The 24,839-nt window shown below is 43.2% G+C and carries 26 protein-coding genes and 1 riboswitch; of the genes, 24 read left to right on the forward strand and 2 right to left on the reverse strand.

What is annotated here, in order from left to right; genetic code table 11:
* Positions 1–228 precede the first annotated feature (228 nt).
* The 6 genes from OC538_RS01575 to OC538_RS01600 all read left to right on the forward strand — a co-directional run bounded on the left by OC538_RS01575 (position 229) and on the right by OC538_RS01600 (position 5,375).
* Positions 229–579, forward strand: a complete 351-nt coding sequence (locus OC538_RS01575; RefSeq protein WP_251694712.1) for an anti-sigma factor antagonist — start codon at positions 229–231, stop codon at positions 577–579.
* Positions 569–1,015, forward strand: coding sequence for an anti-sigma F factor (gene spoIIAB, locus OC538_RS01580; protein WP_251624179.1), 447 nt, complete (start codon positions 569–571; stop codon positions 1,013–1,015). Before OC538_RS01575 ends, spoIIAB begins: the two co-directional genes overlap by 11 nt.
* A gap of 3 nt (positions 1,016–1,018) precedes the next feature.
* A complete protein-coding gene (locus OC538_RS01585; RefSeq protein WP_251694711.1) occupies positions 1,019–1,795 on the forward strand; it encodes a SigF/SigG family RNA polymerase sporulation sigma factor in 777 nt (258 codons plus the stop codon).
* Between the two features lie 14 nt (positions 1,796–1,809).
* Positions 1,810–3,258 (forward strand): spore germination protein, encoded by a 1,449-nt coding sequence (locus tag OC538_RS01590; RefSeq protein ID WP_251694710.1) that lies wholly within the window; start codon positions 1,810–1,812, stop codon positions 3,256–3,258.
* Between the two features lie 59 nt (positions 3,259–3,317).
* Positions 3,318–4,646 (forward strand): diaminopimelate decarboxylase, encoded by a 1,329-nt coding sequence (gene lysA / locus OC538_RS01595; protein ID WP_251694709.1) that lies wholly within the window; start codon positions 3,318–3,320, stop codon positions 4,644–4,646.
* Between the two features lie 360 nt (positions 4,647–5,006).
* Complete coding sequence (locus OC538_RS01600; protein ID WP_251695291.1) at positions 5,007–5,375, forward strand: GNAT family N-acetyltransferase; 369 nt, start codon at positions 5,007–5,009, stop codon at positions 5,373–5,375.
* A 14-nt stretch (positions 5,376–5,389) separates the two neighbouring features.
* Here OC538_RS01600 and OC538_RS01605 read toward each other — a convergent pair whose 3' ends face one another.
* On the reverse strand, positions 5,390–5,902 hold the full coding sequence (locus tag OC538_RS01605; RefSeq protein WP_251694708.1) for a DUF309 domain-containing protein: 513 nt from the start codon (positions 5,900–5,902) through the stop codon (positions 5,390–5,392).
* Between the two features lie 54 nt (positions 5,903–5,956).
* Between OC538_RS01605 and OC538_RS01610 the strand changes: the two genes are divergently transcribed.
* From OC538_RS01610 to OC538_RS01680, 15 genes are all read left to right on the forward strand, one after another.
* Positions 5,957–6,721: a segregation/condensation protein A gene (locus tag OC538_RS01610; RefSeq protein ID WP_251694707.1), complete on the forward strand. Its 765-nt coding sequence runs from the start codon at positions 5,957–5,959 to the stop codon at positions 6,719–6,721.
* Positions 6,702–7,319, forward strand: a complete 618-nt coding sequence (scpB, locus tag OC538_RS01615; protein WP_410055841.1) for an SMC-Scp complex subunit ScpB — start codon at positions 6,702–6,704, stop codon at positions 7,317–7,319. The genes OC538_RS01610 and scpB overlap by 20 nt, the downstream gene beginning before the upstream one ends.
* Entirely contained in the window at positions 7,316–8,314 is a 999-nt protein-coding gene (locus tag OC538_RS01620; protein WP_251694706.1) for a D-alanyl-D-alanine carboxypeptidase family protein, read from the forward strand. Before scpB ends, OC538_RS01620 begins: the two co-directional genes overlap by 4 nt.
* A 117-nt stretch (positions 8,315–8,431) precedes the next feature.
* A complete protein-coding gene (locus tag OC538_RS01625) occupies positions 8,432–9,163 on the forward strand; it encodes a pseudouridine synthase (RefSeq protein WP_251694705.1) in 732 nt (243 codons plus the stop codon).
* 234 nt (positions 9,164–9,397) lie between these two features.
* Positions 9,398–9,928 (forward strand): thiol-disulfide oxidoreductase ResA, encoded by a 531-nt coding sequence (resA, locus tag OC538_RS01630; protein WP_251694704.1) that lies wholly within the window; start codon positions 9,398–9,400, stop codon positions 9,926–9,928.
* Between the two features lie 16 nt (positions 9,929–9,944).
* Positions 9,945–11,597: a cytochrome c biogenesis protein ResB gene (locus OC538_RS01635; RefSeq protein ID WP_251694703.1), complete on the forward strand. Its 1,653-nt coding sequence runs from the start codon at positions 9,945–9,947 to the stop codon at positions 11,595–11,597.
* A 2-nt stretch (positions 11,598–11,599) separates the two neighbouring features.
* Positions 11,600–12,784, forward strand: a complete 1,185-nt coding sequence (ccsB, locus tag OC538_RS01640) for a c-type cytochrome biogenesis protein CcsB (RefSeq protein WP_251694702.1) — start codon at positions 11,600–11,602, stop codon at positions 12,782–12,784.
* Between the two features lie 103 nt (positions 12,785–12,887).
* On the forward strand, positions 12,888–13,607 hold the full coding sequence (locus tag OC538_RS01645) for a response regulator transcription factor (RefSeq protein ID WP_251694701.1): 720 nt from the start codon (positions 12,888–12,890) through the stop codon (positions 13,605–13,607).
* A complete protein-coding gene (locus OC538_RS01650; RefSeq protein WP_262173013.1) occupies positions 13,600–15,402 on the forward strand; it encodes a cell wall metabolism sensor histidine kinase WalK in 1,803 nt (600 codons plus the stop codon). Before OC538_RS01645 ends, OC538_RS01650 begins: the two co-directional genes overlap by 8 nt.
* A 77-nt stretch (positions 15,403–15,479) precedes the next feature.
* The gene (locus OC538_RS01655; protein ID WP_262173014.1) at positions 15,480–16,007 is read left to right on the forward strand and encodes an RNA polymerase sigma factor SigX; all 528 of its coding nucleotides are present in this window, start codon (positions 15,480–15,482) and stop codon (positions 16,005–16,007) included.
* The gene (locus OC538_RS01660; RefSeq protein WP_262173015.1) at positions 16,008–17,198 is read left to right on the forward strand and encodes a hypothetical protein; all 1,191 of its coding nucleotides are present in this window, start codon (positions 16,008–16,010) and stop codon (positions 17,196–17,198) included. It abuts the gene before it with no gap.
* An 80-nt stretch (positions 17,199–17,278) separates the two neighbouring features.
* A riboswitch (FMN riboswitch) is annotated at positions 17,279–17,410 on the forward strand.
* Between the two features lie 217 nt (positions 17,411–17,627).
* A complete protein-coding gene (locus OC538_RS01665) occupies positions 17,628–18,209 on the forward strand; it encodes an ECF transporter S component (RefSeq protein WP_251694676.1) in 582 nt (193 codons plus the stop codon).
* A 321-nt stretch (positions 18,210–18,530) separates the two neighbouring features.
* Positions 18,531–19,598, forward strand: a complete 1,068-nt coding sequence (locus tag OC538_RS01670) for a DUF4085 domain-containing protein (protein WP_262173016.1) — start codon at positions 18,531–18,533, stop codon at positions 19,596–19,598.
* A 156-nt stretch (positions 19,599–19,754) separates the two neighbouring features.
* A complete protein-coding gene (locus OC538_RS01675) occupies positions 19,755–20,267 on the forward strand; it encodes a GNAT family N-acetyltransferase (protein ID WP_262173017.1) in 513 nt (170 codons plus the stop codon).
* A 116-nt stretch (positions 20,268–20,383) separates the two neighbouring features.
* On the forward strand, positions 20,384–20,593 hold the full coding sequence (locus tag OC538_RS01680) for a DUF4083 domain-containing protein (RefSeq protein WP_262175077.1): 210 nt from the start codon (positions 20,384–20,386) through the stop codon (positions 20,591–20,593).
* 587 nt (positions 20,594–21,180) lie between these two features.
* Here the strand turns inward: OC538_RS01680 and OC538_RS01685 are convergent.
* The gene (locus OC538_RS01685) at positions 21,181–21,441 is read right to left on the reverse strand and encodes a ferredoxin (protein WP_251694674.1); all 261 of its coding nucleotides are present in this window, start codon (positions 21,439–21,441) and stop codon (positions 21,181–21,183) included.
* 109 nt (positions 21,442–21,550) lie between these two features.
* Here OC538_RS01685 and OC538_RS01690 point away from each other — a divergent pair, with 109 nt between their 5' ends.
* The 3 genes from OC538_RS01690 (at position 21,551) to OC538_RS01700 (ending at position 24,798) form a co-directional block, all read left to right on the forward strand.
* Positions 21,551–22,585, forward strand: coding sequence for a helix-turn-helix domain-containing protein (locus OC538_RS01690; RefSeq protein WP_262173018.1), 1,035 nt, complete (start codon positions 21,551–21,553; stop codon positions 22,583–22,585).
* The gene (locus tag OC538_RS01695; RefSeq protein WP_262173019.1) at positions 22,586–24,022 is read left to right on the forward strand and encodes a RecQ family ATP-dependent DNA helicase; all 1,437 of its coding nucleotides are present in this window, start codon (positions 22,586–22,588) and stop codon (positions 24,020–24,022) included.
* Positions 24,023–24,102: 80 nt separating this feature from the next.
* Positions 24,103–24,798, forward strand: a complete 696-nt coding sequence (locus OC538_RS01700; RefSeq protein WP_262173020.1) for a LysM peptidoglycan-binding domain-containing protein — start codon at positions 24,103–24,105, stop codon at positions 24,796–24,798.
* The last annotated feature ends 41 nt before the right edge of the window (positions 24,799–24,839 follow it).

The raw sequence follows: 24,839 nt of genomic DNA on the forward strand, positions 1-24,839 counted from the left end.
GGTAAGAAAGCGTCCGCCCGAAGCGAAAATCAACATTGCTACAATTCAAAAGAGAAGTGAGCTATTTATTCCTAACATGTGTAAACCGTCCTAAAAATGGATAGACTTTTTCAGGTAGAATGCTTTGTCGAAAGATAGGAAAAACACAAAGTTACTGACTAGTTATGTCAGGTGAAAGGAATTCCCTTGCCCAATGTTGAATTAATCTGCATGAAGGAGGGATTCAGCATGGCTGATATTAAACAAATTGATAGCATTGTGGTCGTAACATTAGCAGGGGAGTTGGACAATCTTGAAGCAAACAGGATCCGTTCCACTATCACATCTTCAATCTTCACAGGGAAAGTGAAAGGGGTCATCTGGGACTTGAGCCGACTCGGATTCATGGATAGCGCAGGCATCGGGCTTATACTTGGCAGGATGCGTGATTTGGCACCGTTCAATGGAGAGACTCTAATCTTGAACCCGTCTCCGACAATGGAGAAAATCTTCAATTTTTCCGGCTTAGGTTCCAACATCAGACATGGCTCGGTCGACAGTGTAATTGGTGAAATCGGAGGGGTCTTACATGAGAAATGAAATGACATTATCATTTGTTGCAATCGAAGAAAATGAAGCGCTGGCGAGGATGGCGATGACTTGTTTTATCACGCCATTGGACCCGACCCTTGAAGAAATATCGGAATTCAAGACAATCGTATCGGAAGCCGTCACCAATGCCATCATCCACGGTTATGAAAATGATGGAAAAAGCATGGTTACGATCCATGCAGTAATTGATGAAAATAAGGTGACGATGACAGTCGAAGATAAGGGTGGAGGAATTTTTGACGTTCAACAGGCGATGGAGCCAATGTTTACGACAAAACCACTCATGGAACGATCAGGAATGGGATTTACGATCATGGAAAGCTTTTCGGACAATCTCTCAGTAGAATCGTCCTTTGGAAATGGAACGGTAGTGCGGTTCGAGAAAACGTTTTCTCCGGTCACGGAAGCAAGCAGAATGAGGTGACCGATGGATACATCAGTTGAGCGACAAGATGCCCTATTGTCACAGGAGAAAATGAGAGTGCTCATCCAGCAATCTCAGGATGGCGATAAAGATGCGAGAAGAATGATGGTTGAAGGGAATACGAGGCTCGTCTGGTCAATCGTTCAACGATTTGCATCCCGGGGAGCCGACCTGGAAGATCTATTCCAAATCGGATGCATAGGCCTTATGAAATCGATTGATAAATTCGATCTATCCTATGAGGTGAAGTTTTCCACGTATGCCGTACCGATGATTGTAGGGGAAATACAACGTTTCCTTCGGGACGATGGCATGGTGAAAGTGAGCAGGTCGATTCGTGAATTGAGTTTTAAAATACGTCACGCGACGGACGACTACGTTAAAAACCACGGAAGATCGCCTTCCGTTTCTGAGATCGCCGAAGTGTTAGATGTATCGATCGATGAAGTCATTCTCGCATCGGATGCATTGCGAGATCCCGCATCCCTTCATGAGCAGCTATACGAAAATGAAGGTGACAGTTTAACATTGATGGACCAGTTGAGGGATGACCGTTCAGAGAGGTTCTTCGATCATATACCGCTCCGGGACGTTGTATCCAAGCTCAATAAACGGGACCAGACAATCATTTATATGCGGTATTACTTGGACTATACGCAAAGTGACATCGCTGAACGCATCGGCATTTCGCAAGTGCAAGTTTCCAGGTTGGAGAAGAAGATATTAGCCCAGTTGAAGACATGGATGAGTTCACAACCAGAGGAAAGTGAAGCAAAGTGAGGACGGAATAATACATGGCCAAGTTATTTACATCTTTGAAAGACGGAGAAGAGTGGTTCCATAGTAAATTCGGTGAAAATGAAACATTCGATGCTACGGCGAAAACCGTCCATTTATGGGGGATGCCTGCATTATTGCTTTACATTAACGGACTTGTCGATGGAAACATTTTGACGACGTTGCTAACGGAAATGCAAGAAGGCTTAAAACCCGAAGAGGAAAACAGGGATGATCCAGCGTGGTTTCTTACGTATTTCCCTTACTATGCCTTGTCGGATGTCGATGAGAAAGAGAAACTGCTCAATAATGTATTAAGTGGACAGGTAGGCTTCGTGCTCCCCGATGGTTTTGTATTCATCGGGGATATCCGAAGTTATCCTGGAAGGTCACCTGAAGAGCCGGACACTGAAAAAGTCATCCGCGGATCTAGAGATGGCTTTACAGAAAACATCATTACAAATACAGCTCTTGTCAGAAGGCGACTAAAGACGGAAAATCTCCGTTTTGAAATGCACCAAACGACTGTGAATGGCAAGACCGATGTCGCCATCACATTCATGAAAGGGGCTGCCAGTGAGGAGCACCTCTCCTACATCCGGAAAAGACTGGATGAAATTAAACATGATGGATTGACAATGACAGATAAATCATTGGAAGAATTCCTATTTAAGCAACGATTCCACCCGATGCCATTCGTCCGCTTCACTGAACGGCCGGATATTTGCGCCGCGCATCTTCTTGAAGGCCATATCGCAATTATAGTCGATACATCCCCTTCAGTCATTTTGGTACCAACGACCATATTTCATCATTTGCAACATGCTGAGGAATATCGGCAAGCACCGTTCATCGGTACGTTTGTGAGATGGGTCCGTCTGATTGGTGCGTCGCTCAGTCTATTATTGCTTCCGTTTTGGTATTTACTTGCTACATATCAACAATACTTACCGATTTCACTTAGTTATATCGGTCCGAATGATCCGGGATCCGTCCCTCTTCTCGTACAATTATTAATTGCAGACATCGGCATAGAAGTCTTACGGATGGCCGCTATACACACCCCTTCTCCGATGACGACTGCCATGGGACTCGTTGCAGCAATTGTAATCGGCCAAGTGGCGATAGATGTCGGTCTATTTACTGGAGAAGTCATACTGTACGTTGCTGTGAGCGCTATCTTCACATTTGCGATTCCATCGTTCGAATTGAGCATTACAACGAAAGTGTTCAGGATCTTCATACTTATTTTGACGGGAATTCTTGGAGCTCCTGGGTTTTTCTTGAGCATCGCTATTCTGTTTTATTATTTGGCATCCCTCAAGCCAATGGGAACACCATACTTATGGCCAGCGGTTCCGTTTTTCCCTGAGGCAATGAAGCGTGTATTGATCCGTTATCCTATGACGATGGATGCGCCGAGGCCTTATATTACGAAAGCTCCTGACCGGAATAGGCTTTCGTAGATTGATTCCTGCCTTCCAGTTATGATAAAGTTTTAACAACATGACTTGGAGGAATGAATATGCATCTATATGGAACTCAATCGGTGAACAATCTGGGCCACTTGACGATAGGCGGAGTAGATACAGTAGATCTTGCACATATGTATGGCACACCATTGCTCGTTTATGATGTTGCTCTATTCAAGGAACGTGCGATTGCATTCCAGGAAACATTTGCAAAGGCTGGAATCGTTGCGCAGGTAGCATATGCAAGTAAAGCATTTTCTTCTATAGCCATCTATGAACTTGCTAAGCAAATGGGGCTATCACTGGATGTTGTATCAGGCGGAGAGCTTTATACGGCGGCAGCTGCAGATTTCCCGCGAGAAAAGATTCATTTTCACGGAAATAACAAAAGTTATACAGAACTGCAATTCGCTTTTGATGAAAAAATCGGATGCATCGTAGTCGATAACTTCCTGGAAATCGAAATGCTTAAGGAGATTTCAGAATCGCGCAAGGAGAAGATGAATGTTCTGCTGCGTGTCACTCCAGGTGTTGATGCTTCAACCCATGACTATATTACAACTGGTCAAGAGGATTCGAAATTCGGCTTTGATTTAAAGAATGGCCAAGCGGATGATGCTTTCCTCAAGCTTTTTAATCATCCATATATTACTGTACTCGGATTACATTGCCATATCGGTTCCCAAATTTTTGAAACAGAAGCATTCCGTTTCGCAGCGGAAGCGCTGATGGTGAAAATGATTGAGTGGCGGGAGAAATTTAAATTCGTATGTACAGTGCTCAATTTAGGTGGGGGTTTCGGCATCAAGTATACGGTCGAGGATACACCGCTTCATCCTTCCGCCTATGTTGAGGAAATGGAGGATGTTGTGCTATCGATGTCACGAAAAGCAAATTATCCATTACCGGAAATTTGGATTGAGCCTGGTAGATCGCTTGTTGGAGACGCAGGCACGACACTATATACGGCAGGCAGTAGCAAGGAAGTTCCAGGTATAAGGACTTATGTGGCAGTCGATGGAGGCATGTCTGATAATATCCGTCCAGCTCTATACCAGGCGAAGTATACAGCTGCTACGGCGAACAGAATGTTGGATCCTCATGCCGACAAAGTGACAATCGCTGGGAAGTGCTGTGAATCAGGAGATAAATTGATTGAAGATGCGTATATTGCCGAACCTGCAGAAGGGGATCTCATTGCCGTTTTCTGTACAGGGGCTTACACGTACTCCATGGCAAGCAATTATAATCGACTTCCAAAGCCTGCAATCGTATTTTGCGAAAACGGCCAGCATCAATTGGTAGTCCGCAGGGAAACATATGAAGATGTTATCAGGTTGGACATTCCTCTACAGAGGACAGAGCAGGAAATCCCAACATGAAAAAGCGCAATATGATGCTTTTCCTGCTCATAGTCATTGCTGCAGCCATTTGGGGAGTAGTATACTGGTACTTTATTGCCCCCTTTGCCGGACCGAATAAATGAACTTTCTCGATCATTGAAAAAGCCTTAGGTATCATGTACGATAAGGGAAACTTCACTCAGTGGTGGTTCCTTTCATCCACCACTGAGTGTTAGTTGAACCGATCGGGCATATACTGGCAGTTGAACTCCCACTCTGGTGGGAGTCTTACTGCCAGTTAATGCGGGATAATCATAATCCGGCATAGGTCTTCTGAAAAATGAAGGACAGCCTTATTGCCGAAGCCTGAGGATTTTTTGAAAAGAAGGGATTTCAATGATGCTTTTACGATACAAAAAGGCGTATGAGAAAATCGCCATGGGCTTGCTTTCTTATATGCCCGGAGAAAAGTCTGTGAAAAAATTGCAAGAAACGATTCATCAGTACGAAAATGAGGAAAATTGGCAGTTATTCCTTTTGAAGCAAGAGGAAGATATCATCGGCCTCGTCGGAATCATCTTGGACGCAGATTCGTATACCGTAATGCACCTTTCTGTCAACCCTTCGTTCCGGGGAGAAGGGATCGGCAGCGAAATAATCACGAAGCTCGGAGATCTTTTTCCTGACTTGGAATGTAAGAGCAATGAGGAAACAGAATCGTTCTTGAGAAAATGCCGTCAAAAGGAAGAAACACAACTAGACGAATGAGGAAAAGGCGCAGATCAATGTGGTCTGCGCCTTTTCTTTTCGCGTTCCTCAAGAATATCGGAACGATCCCGTAGCATATGTTTATGAATGACAGTATCGCTTCCAAACGGAAGAAGCTCCATAGTAGAAGCGTTCTTATCAACTGACTGTTGAAGGGTTTCTGATTTCAAATATATTTGGAACGGGGAAAACGGCTCACCATTTTTCAATTTATTAACAGACCTGGCCGTATCTTGTACAAGCCGTTCATAATCGATATCTTCAGTATATCGACTGTCAAACTTATGGAAGTCGAGCATTTTGTTTTCAGCTTTTACAAGGGTGCGGTATGCTCCCTCTACATTCCCCCTTCTCCAATGGTAGAGCCCTGTCGATAAAAGGATTAAAGCGGTAAGCGGATGGTCTTTCGTATATCCAGGTATGGATTTCCAATACTCTTCAAGCACTTCGTGACATTCGAAGTAATCTTGATTCCTATTGAAATAAACAATAAAATTCAAGAATAGCGGATGATGATATGGATTCATACAAATCATTCCTTTCTATATGGTGAAGCAATAATGCGTACAGGAGGAGTCCCATTGACTTATAAAGTGAAATTGGAGGCATTTGAAGGGCCTCTAGATCTATTATTACATTTAATCAACCGACTTGAAATCGATATCTATGATATCCCGATGGCAGAGCTGACAAATCAGTACATAGAGCATCTTCACGCAATGCGTGTTTTGGAACTTGACGAACTAAGTGAGTACTTGGTACTTGCGGCCACTTTACTTGAGATCAAAAGTAAAATGCTATTGCCTGTACATGAGGGCGAAGCATTGGATGAAGACTCGGAATTCGATTTCGAGGAAGATCCGCGGGATGAATTAGTCGCCCGTCTCATAGAATACAAAAAGTACAAAGAAGCAGCCAATTCCTTACTCGAATCAGCAGAAGATCGGGCGGATCATTTCACGAAACTGCCAGGAGACTTATCGGAATATGGTGAGGTAACTGCAACGGTTCCGGAAGAAAAGATGAATGTTTTCGATTTGATCGGTGCATTCCAGAAAATGCTCGAGAGAAAGAAACTGCGTGCACCATTGACCGCAAATATTGCAAAAACAGAGCTTTCGGTAAGTGAAAAAATGGACAACATCATGATATCGCTTGAAAGGCTTGGCGGAAGCTGCGATTTTGAAAGTTTATTTGAACAAGAAGACATAGAAGATTTAGTCGTGACATTCCTCTCGTTATTGGAATTGATGAAACGGCTAGATATTATCGTTAGGCAAGAAAATAATTTCGGTAAAATGACAGTCATGGTTGGAGGGGAAGAGAATGATGGAAAAAAACGATGAACGGCTCATTGGAATGTTGGAAAGCTTTTTATTCATAGCGGGAGATGATGGGTTGACATTAAGTCAGATCGCCTCACTGCTTCAAATAGAAACTGATGTGGCGGCTGAAATCACTGAAAGACTGCGTGTGAATTATGAGGATAGACCAGACTCGGGAATTACACTCAGGCTATACGGAGGTCACTACAGGCTAGTGACGAAAGCCGAGTTCGCTGATGATATTCTTAGGATGCTCGAAAATCCGGCACGCAATTCGATTACACAAGCCTCAATGGAAGTGTTGGCAATCATTGCTTACAAGCAGCCTGTTACACGTATAGAAATTGACGATTTGCGTGGTGTGAAGTCTGACGGTCCGATCCAGACTCTCGTTGCAAAAGGTTTCATTATGGAAAAAGGACGTATGGAAGGCAGCGGAAGGCCAATACTTTACGGGACGACTGATTTATTTTTGGACAGATTCGGTCTGGAGTCGATCGATATGCTTCCTCCATTAGTTGAGGGGGAAGATGAAGAATCATTCGGAGATACAGATCTATTCATGACGAAATTCCAAGAAGCATTTGAGATGACAGAAGAAGGAGGAAACAGTGATTGAGGCATGCAGTAGCCATTGTACTATTCTTATCGGTCTTATTGACTGCAGTACCGAAAGAAGCGGCGTCTGGAAGTGCATGGGTTGTTATCGACGCAGAGACAGGACGTCTATTAAGCGGGTCAAATGAAAATCTTCAATTGCCGATAGCAAGTCTGACGAAAATCTGGACAGCCTTGACATTCATTGAAAGCGGAGCCGAGGAAGGTGAAATTGTCATATCACCTGCGGCTGCCTCTGCTGAGGGTTCTTCCATTTACTTGGAACATGGCACGCGAATAGATGCAGATGCATTGTTATATGGACTTATGCTGCGATCCGGAAATGATGCTGCATATGCACTTGCTGAACATGCTGGCGGCTCGGTAGACGGATTTGTCGACTTGATGAATAGTAAAGCTGAATTGTATGGCTTAGAACATACTACATTCATGAACCCGTCAGGCCTTCATGATGATCGGCATTTGTCAACTGCATATGAGACGGCATTAATGCTTTATTTTGCTATGAAGAATGATAAGTTCCATAAAATTGCTTCATCGGAAAACTTCATCTATCGAAAAGGTGACGAGGTAAGAAGCTGGCGGAATAAACATCGTTTAATCCATACAAATGACTATGTCATCGCTGGCAAGACTGGATTCACGAAAGCAGCGGGCAGGACTCTTGCAACTTACTTCGAAAAGGATGGTAAGAAACTAATCGTCGTCACGTTGAATAATGGGAACGACTGGAACACACATGAGCAATTGGCCAATGAGACATTCCGGAAATTCGAGAACGTCACTGTTGCGAAGAAAGGTAAATACCGTATTCTTCCAGGGGTGAATGGAGAATTGAAGAAGCCGATTGTCCTTTTATTGAATGAGGATGAATTAGAAAAAGTATCCCATGTCGTCTATATTCCGCGGAAGAATGATCGGACAGTAAAAGGGACATGGGCTGTATCACTAGATAATGAATTGCTGGTTACAGCTGAAATTGAGATTCGGAAATGAATTATTCAGCATTTGAACATGAAGTAATTAGGGAAGACTGACTGTAATTAGGTCGGTCTTCTTTTCATTTGCATTGAAATGTGACATAATTTTTTGAGGTAGAAAGAAGGTGACGAGTTGGAAAGATTACAAAAAGTATTAGCACAGGCGGGAGTTGCATCCCGAAGAAAAGCGGAAACACTCATCGTTGAGGGAAAAGTGAAAGTGAATGGCAAGGTTGTAACTGAATTGGGTACAAAAGTTACACGCGCAGACCGTGTGGAAGTCGAAGGTGTGGAGTTGGTCAAAGAGCAATTCGTCTATTATTTGCTATACAAACCTAGAGGCTATATTTCGACGGTCAGTGATGAAAAAGGGAGAAAAACGGTTCTCGACCTGCTTCCGATGGTGGAAGAAAGAATTTTCCCTGTAGGAAGATTGGATTTTGATACGTCAGGAATTATCATCATGACAAATGATGGTGACTTCTCCTATCTGATGACTCATCCGAAGTTCGGTATCCAAAAGAAGTACGTTGCAAAAGTGAAAGGAATACCTGAACGGGATGCATTAAAGAGATTAGAACGCGGCATCGAACTTGAGGATGGCATGACTGCCCCTGCCCGAGTGAAAATGCAGTCATTCGACAAGAAGACAGGAACTGCACTTGTTGAGATCACCATCCATGAAGGGCGAAACCGCCAAGTCCGGAGAATGTTCGACGCGATCGGGTGCCCGGTTCAAAAACTGAGACGGGAGTCTTTCGCGATGTTGACGACGCACGGATTGAATGCGGGAGAGGCGCGTGAATTGACAACCCATGAAGTAAAGCAATTGCGCGTTCTTGCTGAAACCGGGAAAATCGGATAAACGTGCATTGCACGTTTGTTCCGTCTAGACTCCGGGTGGCAACTGCTCGGGTCATAAGTCAGCTCCGCTGCACGGCAAAGAGCGCCGTTTCGCAGATCAAACTTATGCCTTTCGTAGTTAAGCGCCACCCTGCGCTTTTGAAAAGTTCACAAACCTATCACGACTCCATCAAAATTACGATAATTGTTTTGCTATACTTGGTATAGGAATCTTATTACGATAGGGGGCTGTCAATTGTCAAAGGCGAATAAAAAGCGTACACGCCTCATTTTCCGGGGTGTTGTTTTACTATTGCTTGCATCAGCCATTTTATTTTCCATTTTCTCAAAAGACAAAGTCAAAGTCCTGGCAGTAGGTGACAAAGCCCCGGATTTTGAGCTTGTCGATCTGGATGGGAATAAGCATCGGTTATCCGACTATGCAGGAGAAGGTGTCTTCCTGAACTTTTGGGGAACGTGGTGTCCACCTTGTAAACGGGAAATGCCATACATTGAAAATCAATACCAAGCTTTCAAGGAAAAAGGTGTCCATGTATTGTCAGTGAATATCGCCGAATCCAACCTGAAAGTGGATACGTTCCGTGACCAATATGAACTGACGTTTCCGATCGTCATCGATAAAAACAAGGATGTCAAGGAGCTATATAACATTTTACCGCTTCCAACGACTCTGCTGATCGATAAAGACGGGCGAATCACGAAAATCATCACTGCGGAAATGACGGAGAAGGAAATCATTTCGTACATGGAAAGCATCCAACCTTGATAAGGAGTTCGTACACATGAGTAAAATCAAATGCCAATGCGGTCATGACAACCCATTTGGAACAGTGCTTTGTGAAAAATGCGGCCGTCCGATGACCGAGGAAGCGAAAAACAGTGAAGTCGTAGATATGCGTTATGAAGGGTCTGCGCGCAGATCCCAGACGTATAAACGGTCAATCATCGATAAAATATGGAATTTCTTCTCCAGTGTCAAAATTGGGGTAAGCATTATCATCGCTGTTCTTACCACATCAGCGATCGGTACGCTTTTTCCACAGAAGTTTTATGTACCGGTGAATCAGAATTCACCGGCGGAATTATTAGCATATTATGAACGTCTGTATGGATTTGTAGGTACACTCTATTACAAATTAGGCTTCTATGATATGTATAATAGCTGGTGGTTTAAAATACTGATCGGCATGCTTGGAACTTCCATTATCATTGCGAGTGTCGACAGGGTGATTCCACTTTATAAATCATTGAAGAAGCAACGGACAAAGCGGCATCCGTCATTCATGAAACGGCAACGTATTTACGGTGTTGGCCATTCTCCAAATGTCGATGAGTCACTTGCGAAAGCGGAAGAGAAATTGAAGGGAATGAAATACAACGTAAAGACGGAAAATGGCGCGATTTTGGCCGAAAAGAACCGTTTTTCTCGTTGGGGTCCATATATAAATCATACAGGACTGATCATTTTCCTATTCGGTATCTTATTGCGCGGCATCCCCGGCTTCTATGTTGACCAGACAATGTGGATACGGGAAGGTGAATTGCGATCAATACCTGGTGCTCCGGGCTATTATTTGGAGAACAAGGATTTCAGCATGGAGCTGTATTCAAAGGAAGAGGCCGATGAAGTTTTCGGAACAGCAATCGATCGTGTTGGCACAATTGTGAAATCATATCAGACGGAAGTCTCGTTATACAAAACGAAAGAGAACAACCTACCAGGTTCGACTGATCTGGAACACATCAAAGACTATCCGATTATCGTCAATAAGCCTTTGAAATTTGATGGGTACAACATCTTCCAGATGGATTACCGTCAAGATGAGTTGAAGGCGATGACAATGGAACTGATTGAGAAGGAAACAGGAAAATCATTTGGTGAATTCACTATCGACCTTGACGATCCGGAAGGGATTTATGAACTGAACGATGGGGCACGTGTCGATTTGATCGGCTATTATGCAGATTACGATGGTGTTGAAAATGGCGAACCGGTTTCCAAGTCGCCAATTCCGAACAACCCGGCTTTCATCTTTAATATGATAACTCCTGAGAAACCGCAAGGCGAAAAAAGCTTTGTCGCAATACGGCAAACGCTTGAAACGCAAGAAAATGCGTATAAGGTAAAATTCGTCAGAGCAGATACCCGGGATATTTCCGGCTTGACGATACGAAAAGACAAGACATTATATGTTCTTTTACTTGGCGGACTCATCTTCATGATCGGCGTCATCCAAGGTTCCTATTGGAATCATAGACGTATTTGGATTCAGAAAGGGGAAGGCGAAGAGCTATTGGTAGCCGCCCATACGAATAAAAATTGGTTCTCATTGAAAAAGGATTTGAATGCCGTTAAAGATGTTGCCGGCTTGCCGAACTATGAAGACAGGCAGGATAATGAGTCGTCAACTGAGGAAGAGGAAGGAGAAAAATAATTATGGGATTAGCATCGTTAAGCGCGAATCTGCTTTTAGTCTCTTTCATTGCCTATTTGGTAGCCACCTTGTTTTTTGGTGGAGCAGTGAAAGGCGCTAAATCGGAAGCATCCTATAGAAATCATAGATGGGGAAATGTAGGGATTACAATCACTATCATCGGCTTCATCACCCATCTCGGATATTTCATAACAAGATGGATAGCTTCAGGCCACGCTCCTGTTAGTAATATGTTTGAATTTACAACTGCGTTCGGCATGATGCTTGTAGGGTCTTTCATTCTACTGTTTTTCTTGTATAGAACACCATCCCTTGGATTGTTTGCATTACCGATTGCAATCATTATTATCGGTTACGCAAGCATGTTCCCACGGGAAATTACACCGCTCATACCCGCGCTCCAAAGTTACTGGCTAACTATCCATGTCATAACTGCTGCGCTTGGTGAGTCAATCCTCGCAATCAGTGCGGTGGCGGGACTTATTTACTTATTGAAGAATGTCGATTTGACAAAGCCTTCAAAACAGCGGTTTTGGCTCGAAGCGGTTATGTTCACACTAGTCCTTGTCCTCGGATTCGTCCTATCTTCGACAACATTCAAGTTGACGGGCTATGAAGCGCACTTTACGTATATCGATAAAAACCAGGCGCCTGCAAAAATCGAGTATAATTACCCGCCGTTATTCGGCATGCATGAATATGAAGCCCAAACTCCTGAAGCGATGACTCCGTGGGCCGAAATGCCAGCTATCGTCAACGCAAAAACATTGACGACATTCGTTTGGTCAGTGACTACGGGAGCAATTCTCTATCTTCTATTACGGATTATATTCCGTAAACCAATTGCGGCTGTTTTCCAACCTTTCGCGAAGAAAGCCAGTTCGCAGCTAATGGATGAAATCGGCTATCGTTCCGTTCTCATCGGTTTCCCTGTCTTCACCTTAGGGGCCTTAATCTTTGCGATGATTTGGGCGCATGAAGCCTGGTCCAGGTTCTGGGGGTGGGATCCGAAAGAAGTATGGGCACTTATTACATGGCTATTTTACGCGGCATTCCTCCATCTCCGATTGTCAAAAGGATGGGAAGGGAAAAAATCAGCATGGCTTGCGGTTATCGGATTTGTCATTATCATGTTCAATCTGATTGCCGTGAATTTAATCATTGCCGGTTTGCATTCATACGCGTGAACCGATTGGACTGCACAGAGCCGAAAAGGAGCTGTGCAGTTTCTTTTTTTATGTACAGCTTGTACAATGGGAACAGAAGCGTTGTTGAAAGGGGACATTGAATATGGAAGAGAATGTTAGGCTATTAGTGGTGGACGATGAGGATCGGATTCGCCGACTTTTGAATATGTATTTATCCCGCGAAGGCTTTGAAATCGATGAGGCGGTAGATGGCGCCGAAGCGATCGAAAAGGCGCTTGCTAATCAATATGACTGTATTTTACTCGATTTGATGATGCCTGAAAAAGATGGCCTCGAAGTGTTGCAGGAACTTCGTGACGAAAAGAAAATGACACCTGTCATCCTTTTGACAGCGAAGGGAGAGGAATCCGACCGGGTAGTTGGATTTGAAACAGGCGCAGACGATTACATTGTCAAACCGTTCAGTCCGCGTGAGGTTGTGCTGCGTGTGAAAGCCATTCTGAGAAGATCGGTAACTTTCCCCGACGCAACGGCCACGAACAGTTCGAAAGATCTTGTCGTCTTCCCGCAATTGACAATTGATCATGATGCACACCGGGTGACAGCTGAAGGAAAAGAAGTGAACTTGACACCTAAAGAGTACGAATTGCTTTATTTCCTTGCGAAATCGCCGGATAAGGTGTTCGACCGCGAGCAGTTATTGAAGGAAGTTTGGCACTATGAATTCTTCGGAGATTTACGGACAGTCGATACACATGTGAAAAGACTACGGGAGAAGCTGAGCCGTGTTTCGGAAAGTGCAGCTAAAATGATTGTTACTGTTTGGGGCGTCGGCTATAAATTCGAGGTTCCGAATGAATAGAATATGGCATTCAATCGTCGGGAAGCTATGGGCAACCATATTGCTTCTCGTTTCCTTTGTCCTTTTTATCGTCACCGTTTTTCTGCTTGAATTCCTTGATAATTTTCATACGACGCAAGCAGAGGATTCGCTCCGGAGAGAAGCAACGACAATCGGTAAAATAGTTCTAGACCACGAAAGTGAATCCGCAATGCAACTCATTATCCAGGACATATTGGATAACGAAACGAATGCGATGATCATTGACTCGGATAAAAAGGTCTATTATTCATTCCATAGGGGGCTGAATCAGGAAAAGATAGAGCAAAAGATCTTATCCGAGCCGAAGTTCTTCTCAAATATTGAAATCAATCAAAAGGTCGTGAAGGAACAGATTCTTCCTTCTCTTACTGAAGAGAACGCCATGGAAAAATTTTTAGTCCTCATGTATCCGTATGCTGAAGTTAATGGTAACATGCACTCCATCGTTATGTACCAAAGTCTTGATGCTATTCATCGCACCACGAAAAGGACGACACATATCGTATTCTTATCCGCCTTCATCGCTTTCGTATTGACGACCATTTTCGCCTTCTTCCTTTCCACGAAAATCACTTCGCCATTGCGCGGAATGAAGCAAGCAGCCTTTGAATTGTCGAAAGGGAATTTTGAAACACGTCTTCCCGTTATGCAAAATGATGAAATCGGTCAACTTGCGACCGCTTTTAATCAGATGGGCCGACAGCTGAAATACCAGATGGAATTGATTAAACAAGAAAAGGAACAGTTATCCAGCATTCTCACATCAATGACGGATGCGGTCATCACCTTCAATCGTGATTATTCGATTCTGCTAAGCAATCCCCAAGCTGAGCGATTATTGCAGAAGTGGTATTTTGCCAATGGGGCAGATGACAAAGTGTTGCCGAAAGAAATTTTTCATATGCTTGAACACACCATAACGTTTGCAGAGGAAGTGGAGGATGAACTTGAAATCGGAGGCCAGTTTTATGGCATTTCCATCAGCCCGCTTTACAGTGAAAACAGTATTCGTGGAGCAGTAGCTGTATTGCGTGATATGACCGAACAGCATAAGCTTGAAAAGCTCAGATCCGATTTCATAGCAAATGTATCACATGAACTGAGGACGCCTATTTCCTTACTGCAAGGATATAGTGAGGCGATTATCGATGATGTAATGACGAGTGATGAGGAACGAAATGAAATGGTGCAGATTATCCACGATGAATCGAAGCGTATGAGCCGTCTCGTAACAGATTTGCTTGACCTGGCACGTATGGAGTCGGGGCATATGCGCTTATACAAGTTGAATTTCCCCTTAATTCCTTTTTTAGATAGAGTTCAAAACAAATTTATGCAAATTGCCCGAGATTCGAATGTTGCACTGACGTTGGACGTTAACGATGATGATAAAGAGATAATTCTCTTTGCAGATGACGATCGCCTGGAGCAAGTATTTACAAACTTAATCGATAATGCAATCCGTCATACGCCTGATGGAGGAAAAGTGACAGTCGGTGTCGAAAAGAAAGGAGATATGGTTGGAATTTCCGTCTCTGATACGGGGAGCGGCATACCGCAAGAGGATCTGCCTTTCATTTTCGAACGTTTTTACAAAGCCGACAAGGCGAGGACGAGGGGGAAAGGCGGCACTGGACTCGGTCTTGCAATCGCGAAGAATATTATCGACTCACACGGAGGCAGGATCACCGCAGAGCTTGGCAAAACGTCCGGAACGATCTTCAAATGCGTATTGCCTGCCGGACCTGCAGATTTCAATGAGGAAAAGCTATAAACATGCTTTGAAGAAAAATGTGTGGGATGAAACTTTTCATCTTGAATTACGACTAATGTAATGAACGGGGGGATTTCGTGGATGACTCCGTTTTCCACAGGCTATACGAGCAATATCATCAGGACGTGTTCAATTTCCTCATCTATTTGACTAGGGACCGACATTCGTCCGAGGATCTAATGCATGAAGTGTACGTCAGAGTGTTGAAGGCATATGCGGGTTTTGAAGGGAAGAGCTCTGAAAAGACCTGGCTCTTCTCCATCGCAAAAAATGTTGCGATAGATCACTTTAGAAAGAAGAATGTGCGGCAGAAGCATAATTTCGATAAATTTGACTGGGAGCAGAGCGAATTGCCCTCACTAGTAAGCACTCCTGAAGAAATTGCATCGTTAAATGAAGAGATGAGGCAGTTGCTGCGAGTTTTAGATACATGCACCGGCGATCAAAAGATGGTAATAATCTTGCGGTTTTTCCAAGAGCTCTCCATAGCGGAAACCGCCGACACCCTCGGCTGGACGGAGGGAAAGGTGAAAACAACCCAACACCGTGCAATTAAAGCACTACAAAAGAAATTGAATGCTCTTTCGGCAGAGGAGGAAAGATGAATGACCAACAATCAATGGGATGACAACAAGCTGGAAAGCCTTCTTCATTCAATGCCGAAAATTGAAGATAACCGTTCAAAGGAACAAATTATGGAACGCCTTATACAGGATCAGCGCCTTAAAAAATCGCGCAGGATGAAACCGAGGAAATGGATGCCTATTATTGTGGCGGCGGCTGCGCTGCTCCTGCTCAGTTTGCTTGTCCCTTCGATGCTCAAAAACAATGAAGGGGCGATCGAGGATGCAGAGTCTATTTCTTTCGAAATGAAGCGGGCAATTGACAGTGAAAATGAAGCAGCCGAGGAATCAGCGGATACATTTAGCGCGACAGAAGCGAAGGAGTCAGCAGCTTTGTCGTTTGAAACTATTGAAAGCCATGTAGTACTAGCAGACGAGTTATATGACGCTGCAGCTTTTCAAATCGGATTGGAGCAATCTGCATATGTCGTTCCGATCACATTTTTGATTCCTGATTCTCTGATTCAATCCGATTTTCCAAAAGGAAACCCGACAACGGTTGAACTATACAATAAATATGCCGCTGAGTTTCCGGAAGAGGAACTTGGTTTCGATGACTACCATCCGTATAAAGGCAGGTTATATGAGGGAAATGGCATACTCCATCATCAACTTCCGGATGAGCATAATTATGATATGTCGAGCTCGACTGTTTATAATTATTTCTCTTCGATGAGAGAAACTTTTTCGGGATATGAAAAGCTGCAGCTTGTTGATGAAACGGGCAAACCAACCTCATTTCCAAGTGTCGGAGATTCAAAAGCAGTAGAATTAAACAGGCCGTTCCCTTATTATAGATACACGACACCTTCGGGTAAGGTTTATTTGATTCCTGCAGAGTCTATTGAGTCTGTAGCTACAGTAACCCAAGGGCTCTCGGCGATGAAAAATGTGACTGGTGATATTTTCGAATCATTGGTTCCGGACAATGTGGAATATGAAGTCCGGGTAGAAGATAATATTGCTGTCATTACGTTCAAAGAGCAATTGGATGTCAATGCATTTGAGCAAAACGCAGTAAATCAAATGATTGAAGGATTCATGCTAACTGCTAAAGGTTATGACATACAAGTTCGGCTTGAAAACGTAGTTCAAGAGAGCTTTGGCAAGTATGATCTATCAAAGCCCTTGCCAATGCCGGTTGGCAGCAATCCAACTTGGTTCACTCCATAATCATAGAAGAAGCGTCTTGTAAACAGTAGAGTTTACAAGGCGCTTTTTTTTCGGTACAATAGATTTGTAACATAATATTGATTCATCTTCGGGGCAGGGTGTAATTCCCGACCGGCGGTAATGGAAGTTCCACTTCTTAGCCCGCGAGCTTAACAGCTGATACCGGTGTGATTCCGGAGCCGACAGTATAGTCTGGATGGGAGAAGGTGAAGGTGCAGCCGTCTTTTTGTGTTGTCCACAAAAAGGGTGCTTATTTAAGTATGGGAACGTGCAAAAGGAAACCGCCTTTCACGCATACCCTTATTTAGTGATGCCTTTTAAACTCTCCCTAAAGCTTATTTGCTTTAGGGATTTTAATTTGGACAATTAACAAATAGCGGTCAGACCTTTCCTCTTTTGAAGTGAATCGCAAAAGGAGAGAGGGTTAACATGAACAACAAGAAATTACGAAGGATGATTCTAATCGCAATACTGGGAAGTATTTCAACGGTATTGATGCAGTTGAATTTCCCACTGCCTGCATTGCCTGCATTCCTGAAAATTGATTTCAGTGAAATTCCGGCCGTCTTAGCAATCATGACAATGGGACCGGTCGCAGGAATCGCTGTAGAACTGCTAAAGAACGTATTGCATTGGTTTTTATCAGGAAGCCCGACTGGTGTTCCAGTAGGAGAGATTGCGAACTTTGCAACAGGCGTCCTATTCATTATGCCGATCTATTTAATCTTTAAGAAAATCCGTTCGACAAAAGGCCTGACTGCTGGCTTGTTTGCCGGCACGGTTTCCATGGCTGTCGGAATGAGCGCATTGAATTATTTCGTATTCCTGCCGATGTATGTATACTTCATGAATATGCCTGCCTATACGGGCGATGCTATGTTCAATGTGATTGTACTAGGGATTCTTCCATTCAACTTGATAAAAGGCATCATGCTGATGGTCATTTCATTGTTGTTGTATAAGAGCATGAGCAAATGGATTGACCAACAAAACCGTCAGTTGACGATGTAATAAATATAAACTATGCGAGTATGTGAACAGATAATTGTTCATATACTCGTTTTTTAATCCTGTGAATTTCCGTTCTAGACGGACGCTTTCCGGGGGGGCGGGCGGTGAGCCTCCTCGGTCGCTACGCTCCACTGCGGGGTCTCACCTGTCCCGCTGATCCCCCAGGAGTCGCCGTCTTCTTCTCCAATTCACTGGCAAGCACTAATAAATTTGAAAGTAAAGTGTTATACTTGCTGTAGAAATCTGAATCCTTTTCATAGATTAAAAGGGGTTGTAGTAAATTAAATTTCAGAACTTATAGAGCTAAGAAGGAGTGAAACGATGTTTTTCCTAACACGTGAACGACAGGAAGTATTCGACGCAGCACATACATATCCATTTGAGGAAGAGATCGATAGTGAATTTGAAGAACATTTATATTTACACTTAGCCCAGTATATAGATGTCTTACCACAAAAATTTCAATTGGGGATTATTGAACGTACATTATTTCGAAATGACACGTTAATGGATGAATTTGAAGAATGGTGCAATGTGACAATTGAGCAGTTCACAACGAAGGGCAATGCTATTTATGAAAAACGTGAAGCGATTGTCACACGCTTTAATCCGTCAGCACAAACTGTTTTTTCCCAATCATTTCATGACGGTAAAATTATTCATGCCAAGCAACAAGGGGATACATTTACACTCCTATTAGATATGAGTGGCGGGTTTACAGTCGAGTCGATTGTGCAGTTAGTTTTTCATGATGTACAAACAGAGGGTAAGCTTGAAGGCAATTACGTGTATGACGAGCTAATAGAAATCGCAGAAGGATTTGTATTACGCGTTTTATCTAGTTTTGGTAGCCCATATAGGGAATGGACGATTTTTTTCAAAGAAGTCAAAGCGAGTTGCTTGTATCGCCCTGCAGTGTATATTGAACCGGGAGAGGTCGCTACGTGGGGTGAGTACGTTTCTGCGCTCAATCCGGAGGACAAATACTATATTGTAAAAGACATGCGCTTTGTAGAGGTTGATTTGGCTAGTCTTTCGCAAACCGAGAATGGTATTTCCGCCGGTGGGATATCACTTGGTGATCATTTTGAGGAGGCGAGAGAGAGGATATATTGCGCTACTTATGAAGATCCATACGCTCATTTTAGTGAGCCGATTCCAACTGATGAGTTGAGTTTTGCTATGTTTGATATAGACCCTACTATACGAGTACGTGCCTTCAATACAATTTTCGCACTGGGTGAGGATGTAGCATATATCGTTAATGCTGCGCTACGTAAAGCCAATGTAAACGAAGAGGAAGATATGTATTTTGGCATTTTAGCAAGCCATTTCGATCAACTTGGTTGTTTAGAGGATGATGTAAAGCATAAGTGGCTTAGTGAATAAGATGAGAGTTGTTCAAAATAGGAAACCGTTTTGAACAGCCTCTTGCTTGTGGTACCAAATGTGTTGATAAAATACTTCGCAATTAAATGTGCTTCACAACGCCTTTTCTTTAATCGGACAGATTGTTGGATAATTATGATGGGAGAGAGAAGTAATTTGATAGCAAGGGAAATAGAAATTACAGATGCCGAAAAACTTTCCCTCCTAATTCAACTAGTAGAAGCAAGTTCTGAATATATGCTTTGGGAAGCTGGGGAAAGGGAAGTTGAAGGCGAACGTCAAAAAAAGATGATAGAGAGTATGAAGGATAGTAATAATTCAACTATTTTAGTAGCAGAAAACAAAAATAATGAACTTGTGGGATACTTATTTGCAATCGGGGGCAATGCGAAAAGAAGCAAGCACTCGGCTTATATTGTTATTGGTATATCCGAAAATTATCGAGGACAAGGTGTAGGGACAAAACTATTTAAAGAGTTGGAACAATGGGCTGCACAACACGATATTCATCGTTTGGAACTAACAGTCGTTACTCGGAACCAAGTTGGTCTGTCTTTATATAAGAAAATGGGCTTCGAAGTCGAGGGAACAAAAAGACATTCTCTACTCATCAATGATGAGTTTGTTGATGAATATTACATGTCGAAATTAATAAGCCCTGTTCTCTAAGAAGCAAAGCATTAATCAATTTAAGCAAACGGGCGCGATTACGTAAGAAGCAATCTGCGTCCGTTATGCAATCGGAGCCATTTAGCAGAAGGTGTAAAGTGGAGAGGGAGATTACTTTGGAATTAATAAATAGCTCAGTTAACATTGGTGATATAATATCTACGACGATTTTTATTCTGCTAATAATCCTATTTTTTGTTTCATTTACGGTTTTCATCAGAAGATTGTCGTTTACTCAAAGAAATAAAGCCGACAACAATATCAAAGTGGAGCAAAAACTAGATAGAATAATTGAATTGTTAGAGCAAGATAAAACGATTAAATAAGACTCACTAAAGGCGTAGATGGTGGAATAGATACCTCTTCACCTGCATCTGCAAAAGCATTAAATATTGAAATTATAAACTCAAAATAATATTAATTCCATTTCGCAAACGGAGCGAGTATTTAAGTTGGTAATCTGGCGCTTTCTAGAATTCATTAATACTTCGAGGAGGAGTAAGGGTTTTTATCCTTCAAAATTTCCGCTGCTTTTGTTGATATGGACATACTAAGGAGTGGAGCGGAAGACGGCGACTCCAGCGGGAACAGCGCGAGCTGAAAGCCCCGCAGACACGCAGTGGCGAGGAGCTTGAAGCCGTGCCCGCGGAAAGCGTCCGTCTGAAGCGGAAATCCGTAATAAAAAACCAAAAGGCTGTCCGGATTTTATTCCGGGCAGCCTCTTGGTTAGTGCGTTTACGTCCAGCTCCGGGCGCTAGCTGCTCGGGTCATAAGCCAGCCCTACTGTACGGCAAAAAGCGCCGGTTCGCATGTCCGTCTTATGCCTGTCGCAGCTAAAGCTGTAACGTAGAACAGCTTTTGCGAGTAAAAGCGTAGTGTTACGAGCAGTGTTAGAGCGTCCTACGCTTTTGTTTCAGTCCTCATATTTTAACGGATCGCCGTCGAACGGTGCATCAGCGACTTTGATCGAATCCGTCGGACAACCGTCAAAAGCGTCTTCCATATCTTCCAATAGTTCTTCTGGAACTTCTGTAACGCCCGTGTTATCATCAAGAATAACGTAGGCAATCCCCTCATCGTCATAATCATAGATGTCAGGTGCAGCAGCGCCACAAGCACCACATGCAATACATGTATCTTGGTCAACGATGGTGTATTTTTTGCTAGTAGACATTGACGTTCTCTCCTCTTTTCTCCGCACTATCTATTTAGTTCCCTTACCATTCTAAAGCTGTTTTCATTTGTTTTCAACAATAAAACATTAATTTTAAGGGGGGCCAACCATGAATTTGTCTTCCATTCTTCTATTTGTCATAAGTAAAATGAATGGCCAACGGACTTTGAATGCCGGACTCCATCTATTACGCGGAAAAAAATCAGGCCAAACATTGACAGACGTGGAATATTTTAATGTCAAGCCTTTCTTCGCCATTCTTCCGAAATTGGAAGAAACGACTTACACAAAAGCAATTGACAAATTACTCGACTCGGGATTAATTATCCAAGACGAGAAATTCATCAAACTGACTGAAGAAGGGAGTAAAAGCATTAAAGATTTGCCCGACTTTCATTTCAGAGGATGGGACTATCGAGGACGTGAAATGATATTCTTTGGCAGAATTGCTTTACTGGTCCAAACCCTATCCTACGTGCGGAAAGGGGAATTCTCATTCAATCCGATTCAAAAAGATCGGGATATCCAGATTTTCGTTAAAAGATTTCTTGAACGCCAACCAATTACCGATCCCGGATTTGCCAAGCAAATAGGCGACGAGTTGAAAAAGGCAGTTTTGAAAAGTGGAATGAACGATATCCAGAAATACATATTCGTTTGCCGGTTGACTGGCAAAACCGAAACGGCGAAGACATGGGATCAATTGAGTTCTGAATTGGAGATGGGCACTGATGCCCTGCGTCTGCAGTACATTGAAAGCCTGCATAGACTTTTGCCAATCGTAGAAGACTCGGATGAATTTTCTTTTCTAAACAAAATCGCTTTCGGTATAAAAGTGCATTCCTATTTGACTGATTCAGCGATGCATACGAAAAGGCTTTTTGACCAAGGACATTCAATGGCAAGCATCGCTTCGATTCGAAAATTGAAGATGAGTACAATTGAAGACCATATCATAGAGATGGCGATGAATGATAAACGATTCCCGGTTACTCATTTCGTTTCAGAAGAGCTCATCCATGCTGTCGTTTCAAAATCGCTAGAGTTGGGAACGAAGCGCCTTAAGCTATTGAAAGATGAGTTTGAAACATTATCCTATTTTGAGCTGAGGCTTATTTTGACTGCTTATAAGGAAGTGGAGTAGATGGATTTGAAAAGAATTCTGCTGGATCGATTCGGATATGAGAACTTCCGGCCTGGGCAAGAAGAAGTGATTCGTCATCTATTGGACAAGCGGGATACAATTGCCATTTTACCGACCGGAATGGGTAAGTCGCTTTGCTATCAGCTGCCAGGTTCTGTGATGGATGGATCAGTTATAATTATTTCCCCGCTCGTTTCCTTGATGGAAGACCAAGCGATGCGAATGCGGCAGAGCGGTGAAAAGAGGGTCATCGCGTTGAATTCCTTTTTGCCATATAGTGAGCGGCAGAGGATTCTTGGGCAGCTTCAAAACTACAAATTCATCTTCATTTCTCCGGAGATGCTGTCACAGGAGTCATTTGGCCGTCAATTGAACCGGATACGGATTTCGCTCGTTGTCGTAGATGAAGCTCACTGCATTTCCCAATGGGGGTTTGATTTCAGGCCGGATTATTTACGGATTGGTGATTTCCTGAAACTGAAGGGGCGTCCTCCTCTATTGGCATTAACCGCTACGGCGGATGAAAAAGTATTGAACGATATCCAGCAATATCTGCAAATGGAAAAACCGATTGTCCAAAGACATTCCTTGGATCGGCCGAATATCTCCTATTCTATAGTGGAAGTGAACTCATCGCTTGAAAAAACAGAATGGATCAAGGACAGGGTCGCTCAAACAGTTGGTCCGGGAATCATATATGCATCTTCCAGAAAGCGGGCGGACGAATTGGCGTTCGAACTTCAACTGGCTGGGATTGCCGTACAATCGTATCATGCAGGAAAGGAACAGGATGACCGTTCCATCATCCAGGAACAGTTCCTAAACGGCGACCTAGAATGGATATGTGCAACAAATGCATTCGGAATGGGCGTTCATAAAGACGATATTCGTCAAGTAATACATGACCACCTCCCTTCGACGATAGCTGCGTATATCCAAGAAGTCGGAAGGGCGGGGAGGGACGGACATCCTGCTGCCGCCTCGCTGCTTTATATGCCGACTGATGAGCAGACGACTAGTTTCATCATCCAATCGGATATGCCTCGAGAAGAGGAGATACGCCATTACCATAGGATGATTTTAGAGGGGCATTCTCCTGGATCAGCTTCAGAGCTTGCTAGTTTGACAGAGACAGGCAAACGGGTACTTGATTATTATATGGAGCATTATCCGCTTGAAGAAATTGTGCTTCGGTTACATGCGCTTTCCAATGAAAAGAACGAACAGCTTTTGCAAATGGTTCAACTTGTCACAGGCGGAACGTGCATCCGTCAACGAGCATTGTCGTATTTTGGAGAAACGGGTAGGAACAAGCCTGTGGAGTGTTGTTCAATATGCGGTCTCGGTCACGTAAATTGGCTTTATGAAAAAGCGACTAAGCAAAGTGCTGTGAAAAAAGTCAGTTGGGATGAAAGAATTACCAATCTACTTGGATAACAGTTCTGATGTCCGTTTACTTTTACGACAATATTCGTCATAATATAAAGAAGAGCACCACTGAATAGGAGAATATGTCGATGAAAAATAATGATTACAAAGTTGAATTCGAAGAGCATCGCAGAGAGATCGGTATTGAACGTACTGATGATGTAGTCCTGCCGTCGCGTGCGGAACGCTATGGCACACGACGGAAGAGGAAGAAAAATTCACGCTATACGACGATCAATTTAATCCTAGGCATTTTTACATTCATTCCGATCTTAATATTTGTCTATGTCATTTATAATTTCTACTTTGGGTCGGATAGCGGATCCGCTAAGGTCGACAATTTACAAACACCTGTAGAGTACGGAACGAATGCATCACCTGGAAAAGGTGATGGTCCTGGATCGGTTGGTGTTGATTCCAATAAGGAAAATAAGGATGAAGAGCAATCGAGTGGGGATGCTGACAAGGGAACGGCAGCAGTTCCGGAGAAAGAATCCACTAAACCGCCTGTAAGCGTAAATCCACCGGCAGTTGAGAAGGAAACTCCGAAGCAGACAGAAACACCTAAGCAGACAGAAGCTCCGAAAGCAGAAGAAAAACCGAAGACTGAAAAGAAGACCGAGGATAACACAAAAGCTAGGACACATATTGTCGCGGCTAATGAAACGCTTTACCGGATTTCTATGAATTACTACGGATCTGACTCCGGAATCGATAAAATTAAAAAAGCGAACGGCCTCTCATCAAACGATATTATGGCGGGGCAAAAGCTGATTATTCCCTGATGGACACTAAAGAAATGGAAGACAAGGCAAAGTCGGCTCTT

The sequence above is a fragment of the Saccharococcus sp. Marseille-Q5394 genome, assembly GCF_946901335.1.
GTDB classification, from domain to species: domain Bacteria; phylum Bacillota; class Bacilli; order Bacillales_A; family Planococcaceae; genus Sporosarcina; species Sporosarcina luteola_C.

Excerpts from the sequence above, each read along its gene's own strand:
- OC538_RS01575 (WP_251694712.1), top strand. The coding sequence starts at position 229 with ATGGCTGATATTAAACAAATTGATAGCATTGTGGTCGTAACATTAGCA.
- spoIIAB (WP_251624179.1), top strand. The coding sequence starts at position 569 with ATGAGAAATGAAATGACATTATCATTTGTTGCAATCGAAGAAAATGAA.
- OC538_RS01585 (WP_251694711.1), top strand. The coding sequence starts at position 1,019 with ATGGATACATCAGTTGAGCGACAAGATGCCCTATTGTCACAGGAGAAA.
- OC538_RS01590 (WP_251694710.1), top strand. The coding sequence starts at position 1,810 with ATGGCCAAGTTATTTACATCTTTGAAAGACGGAGAAGAGTGGTTCCAT.
- lysA (WP_251694709.1), top strand. The coding sequence starts at position 3,318 with ATGCATCTATATGGAACTCAATCGGTGAACAATCTGGGCCACTTGACG.
- OC538_RS01600 (WP_251695291.1), top strand. The coding sequence starts at position 5,007 with ATGCTTTTACGATACAAAAAGGCGTATGAGAAAATCGCCATGGGCTTG.
- OC538_RS01605 (WP_251694708.1), bottom strand. The coding sequence starts at position 5,902 with ATGAATCCATATCATCATCCGCTATTCTTGAATTTTATTGTTTATTTC.
- scpB (WP_410055841.1), top strand. The coding sequence starts at position 6,702 with ATGATGGAAAAAAACGATGAACGGCTCATTGGAATGTTGGAAAGCTTT.
- OC538_RS01635 (WP_251694703.1), top strand. The coding sequence starts at position 9,945 with ATGAGTAAAATCAAATGCCAATGCGGTCATGACAACCCATTTGGAACA.
- ccsB (WP_251694702.1), top strand. The coding sequence starts at position 11,600 with ATGGGATTAGCATCGTTAAGCGCGAATCTGCTTTTAGTCTCTTTCATT.
- OC538_RS01645 (WP_251694701.1), top strand. The coding sequence starts at position 12,888 with ATGGAAGAGAATGTTAGGCTATTAGTGGTGGACGATGAGGATCGGATT.
- OC538_RS01650 (WP_262173013.1), top strand. The coding sequence starts at position 13,600 with ATGAATAGAATATGGCATTCAATCGTCGGGAAGCTATGGGCAACCATA.
- OC538_RS01660 (WP_262173015.1), top strand. The coding sequence starts at position 16,008 with ATGACCAACAATCAATGGGATGACAACAAGCTGGAAAGCCTTCTTCAT.
- OC538_RS01665 (WP_251694676.1), top strand. The coding sequence starts at position 17,628 with ATGAACAACAAGAAATTACGAAGGATGATTCTAATCGCAATACTGGGA.
- OC538_RS01670 (WP_262173016.1), top strand. The coding sequence starts at position 18,531 with ATGTTTTTCCTAACACGTGAACGACAGGAAGTATTCGACGCAGCACAT.
- OC538_RS01685 (WP_251694674.1), bottom strand. The coding sequence starts at position 21,441 with ATGTCTACTAGCAAAAAATACACCATCGTTGACCAAGATACATGTATT.
- OC538_RS01690 (WP_262173018.1), top strand. The coding sequence starts at position 21,551 with ATGAATTTGTCTTCCATTCTTCTATTTGTCATAAGTAAAATGAATGGC.
- OC538_RS01695 (WP_262173019.1), top strand. The coding sequence starts at position 22,586 with ATGGATTTGAAAAGAATTCTGCTGGATCGATTCGGATATGAGAACTTC.
- OC538_RS01700 (WP_262173020.1), top strand. The coding sequence starts at position 24,103 with ATGAAAAATAATGATTACAAAGTTGAATTCGAAGAGCATCGCAGAGAG.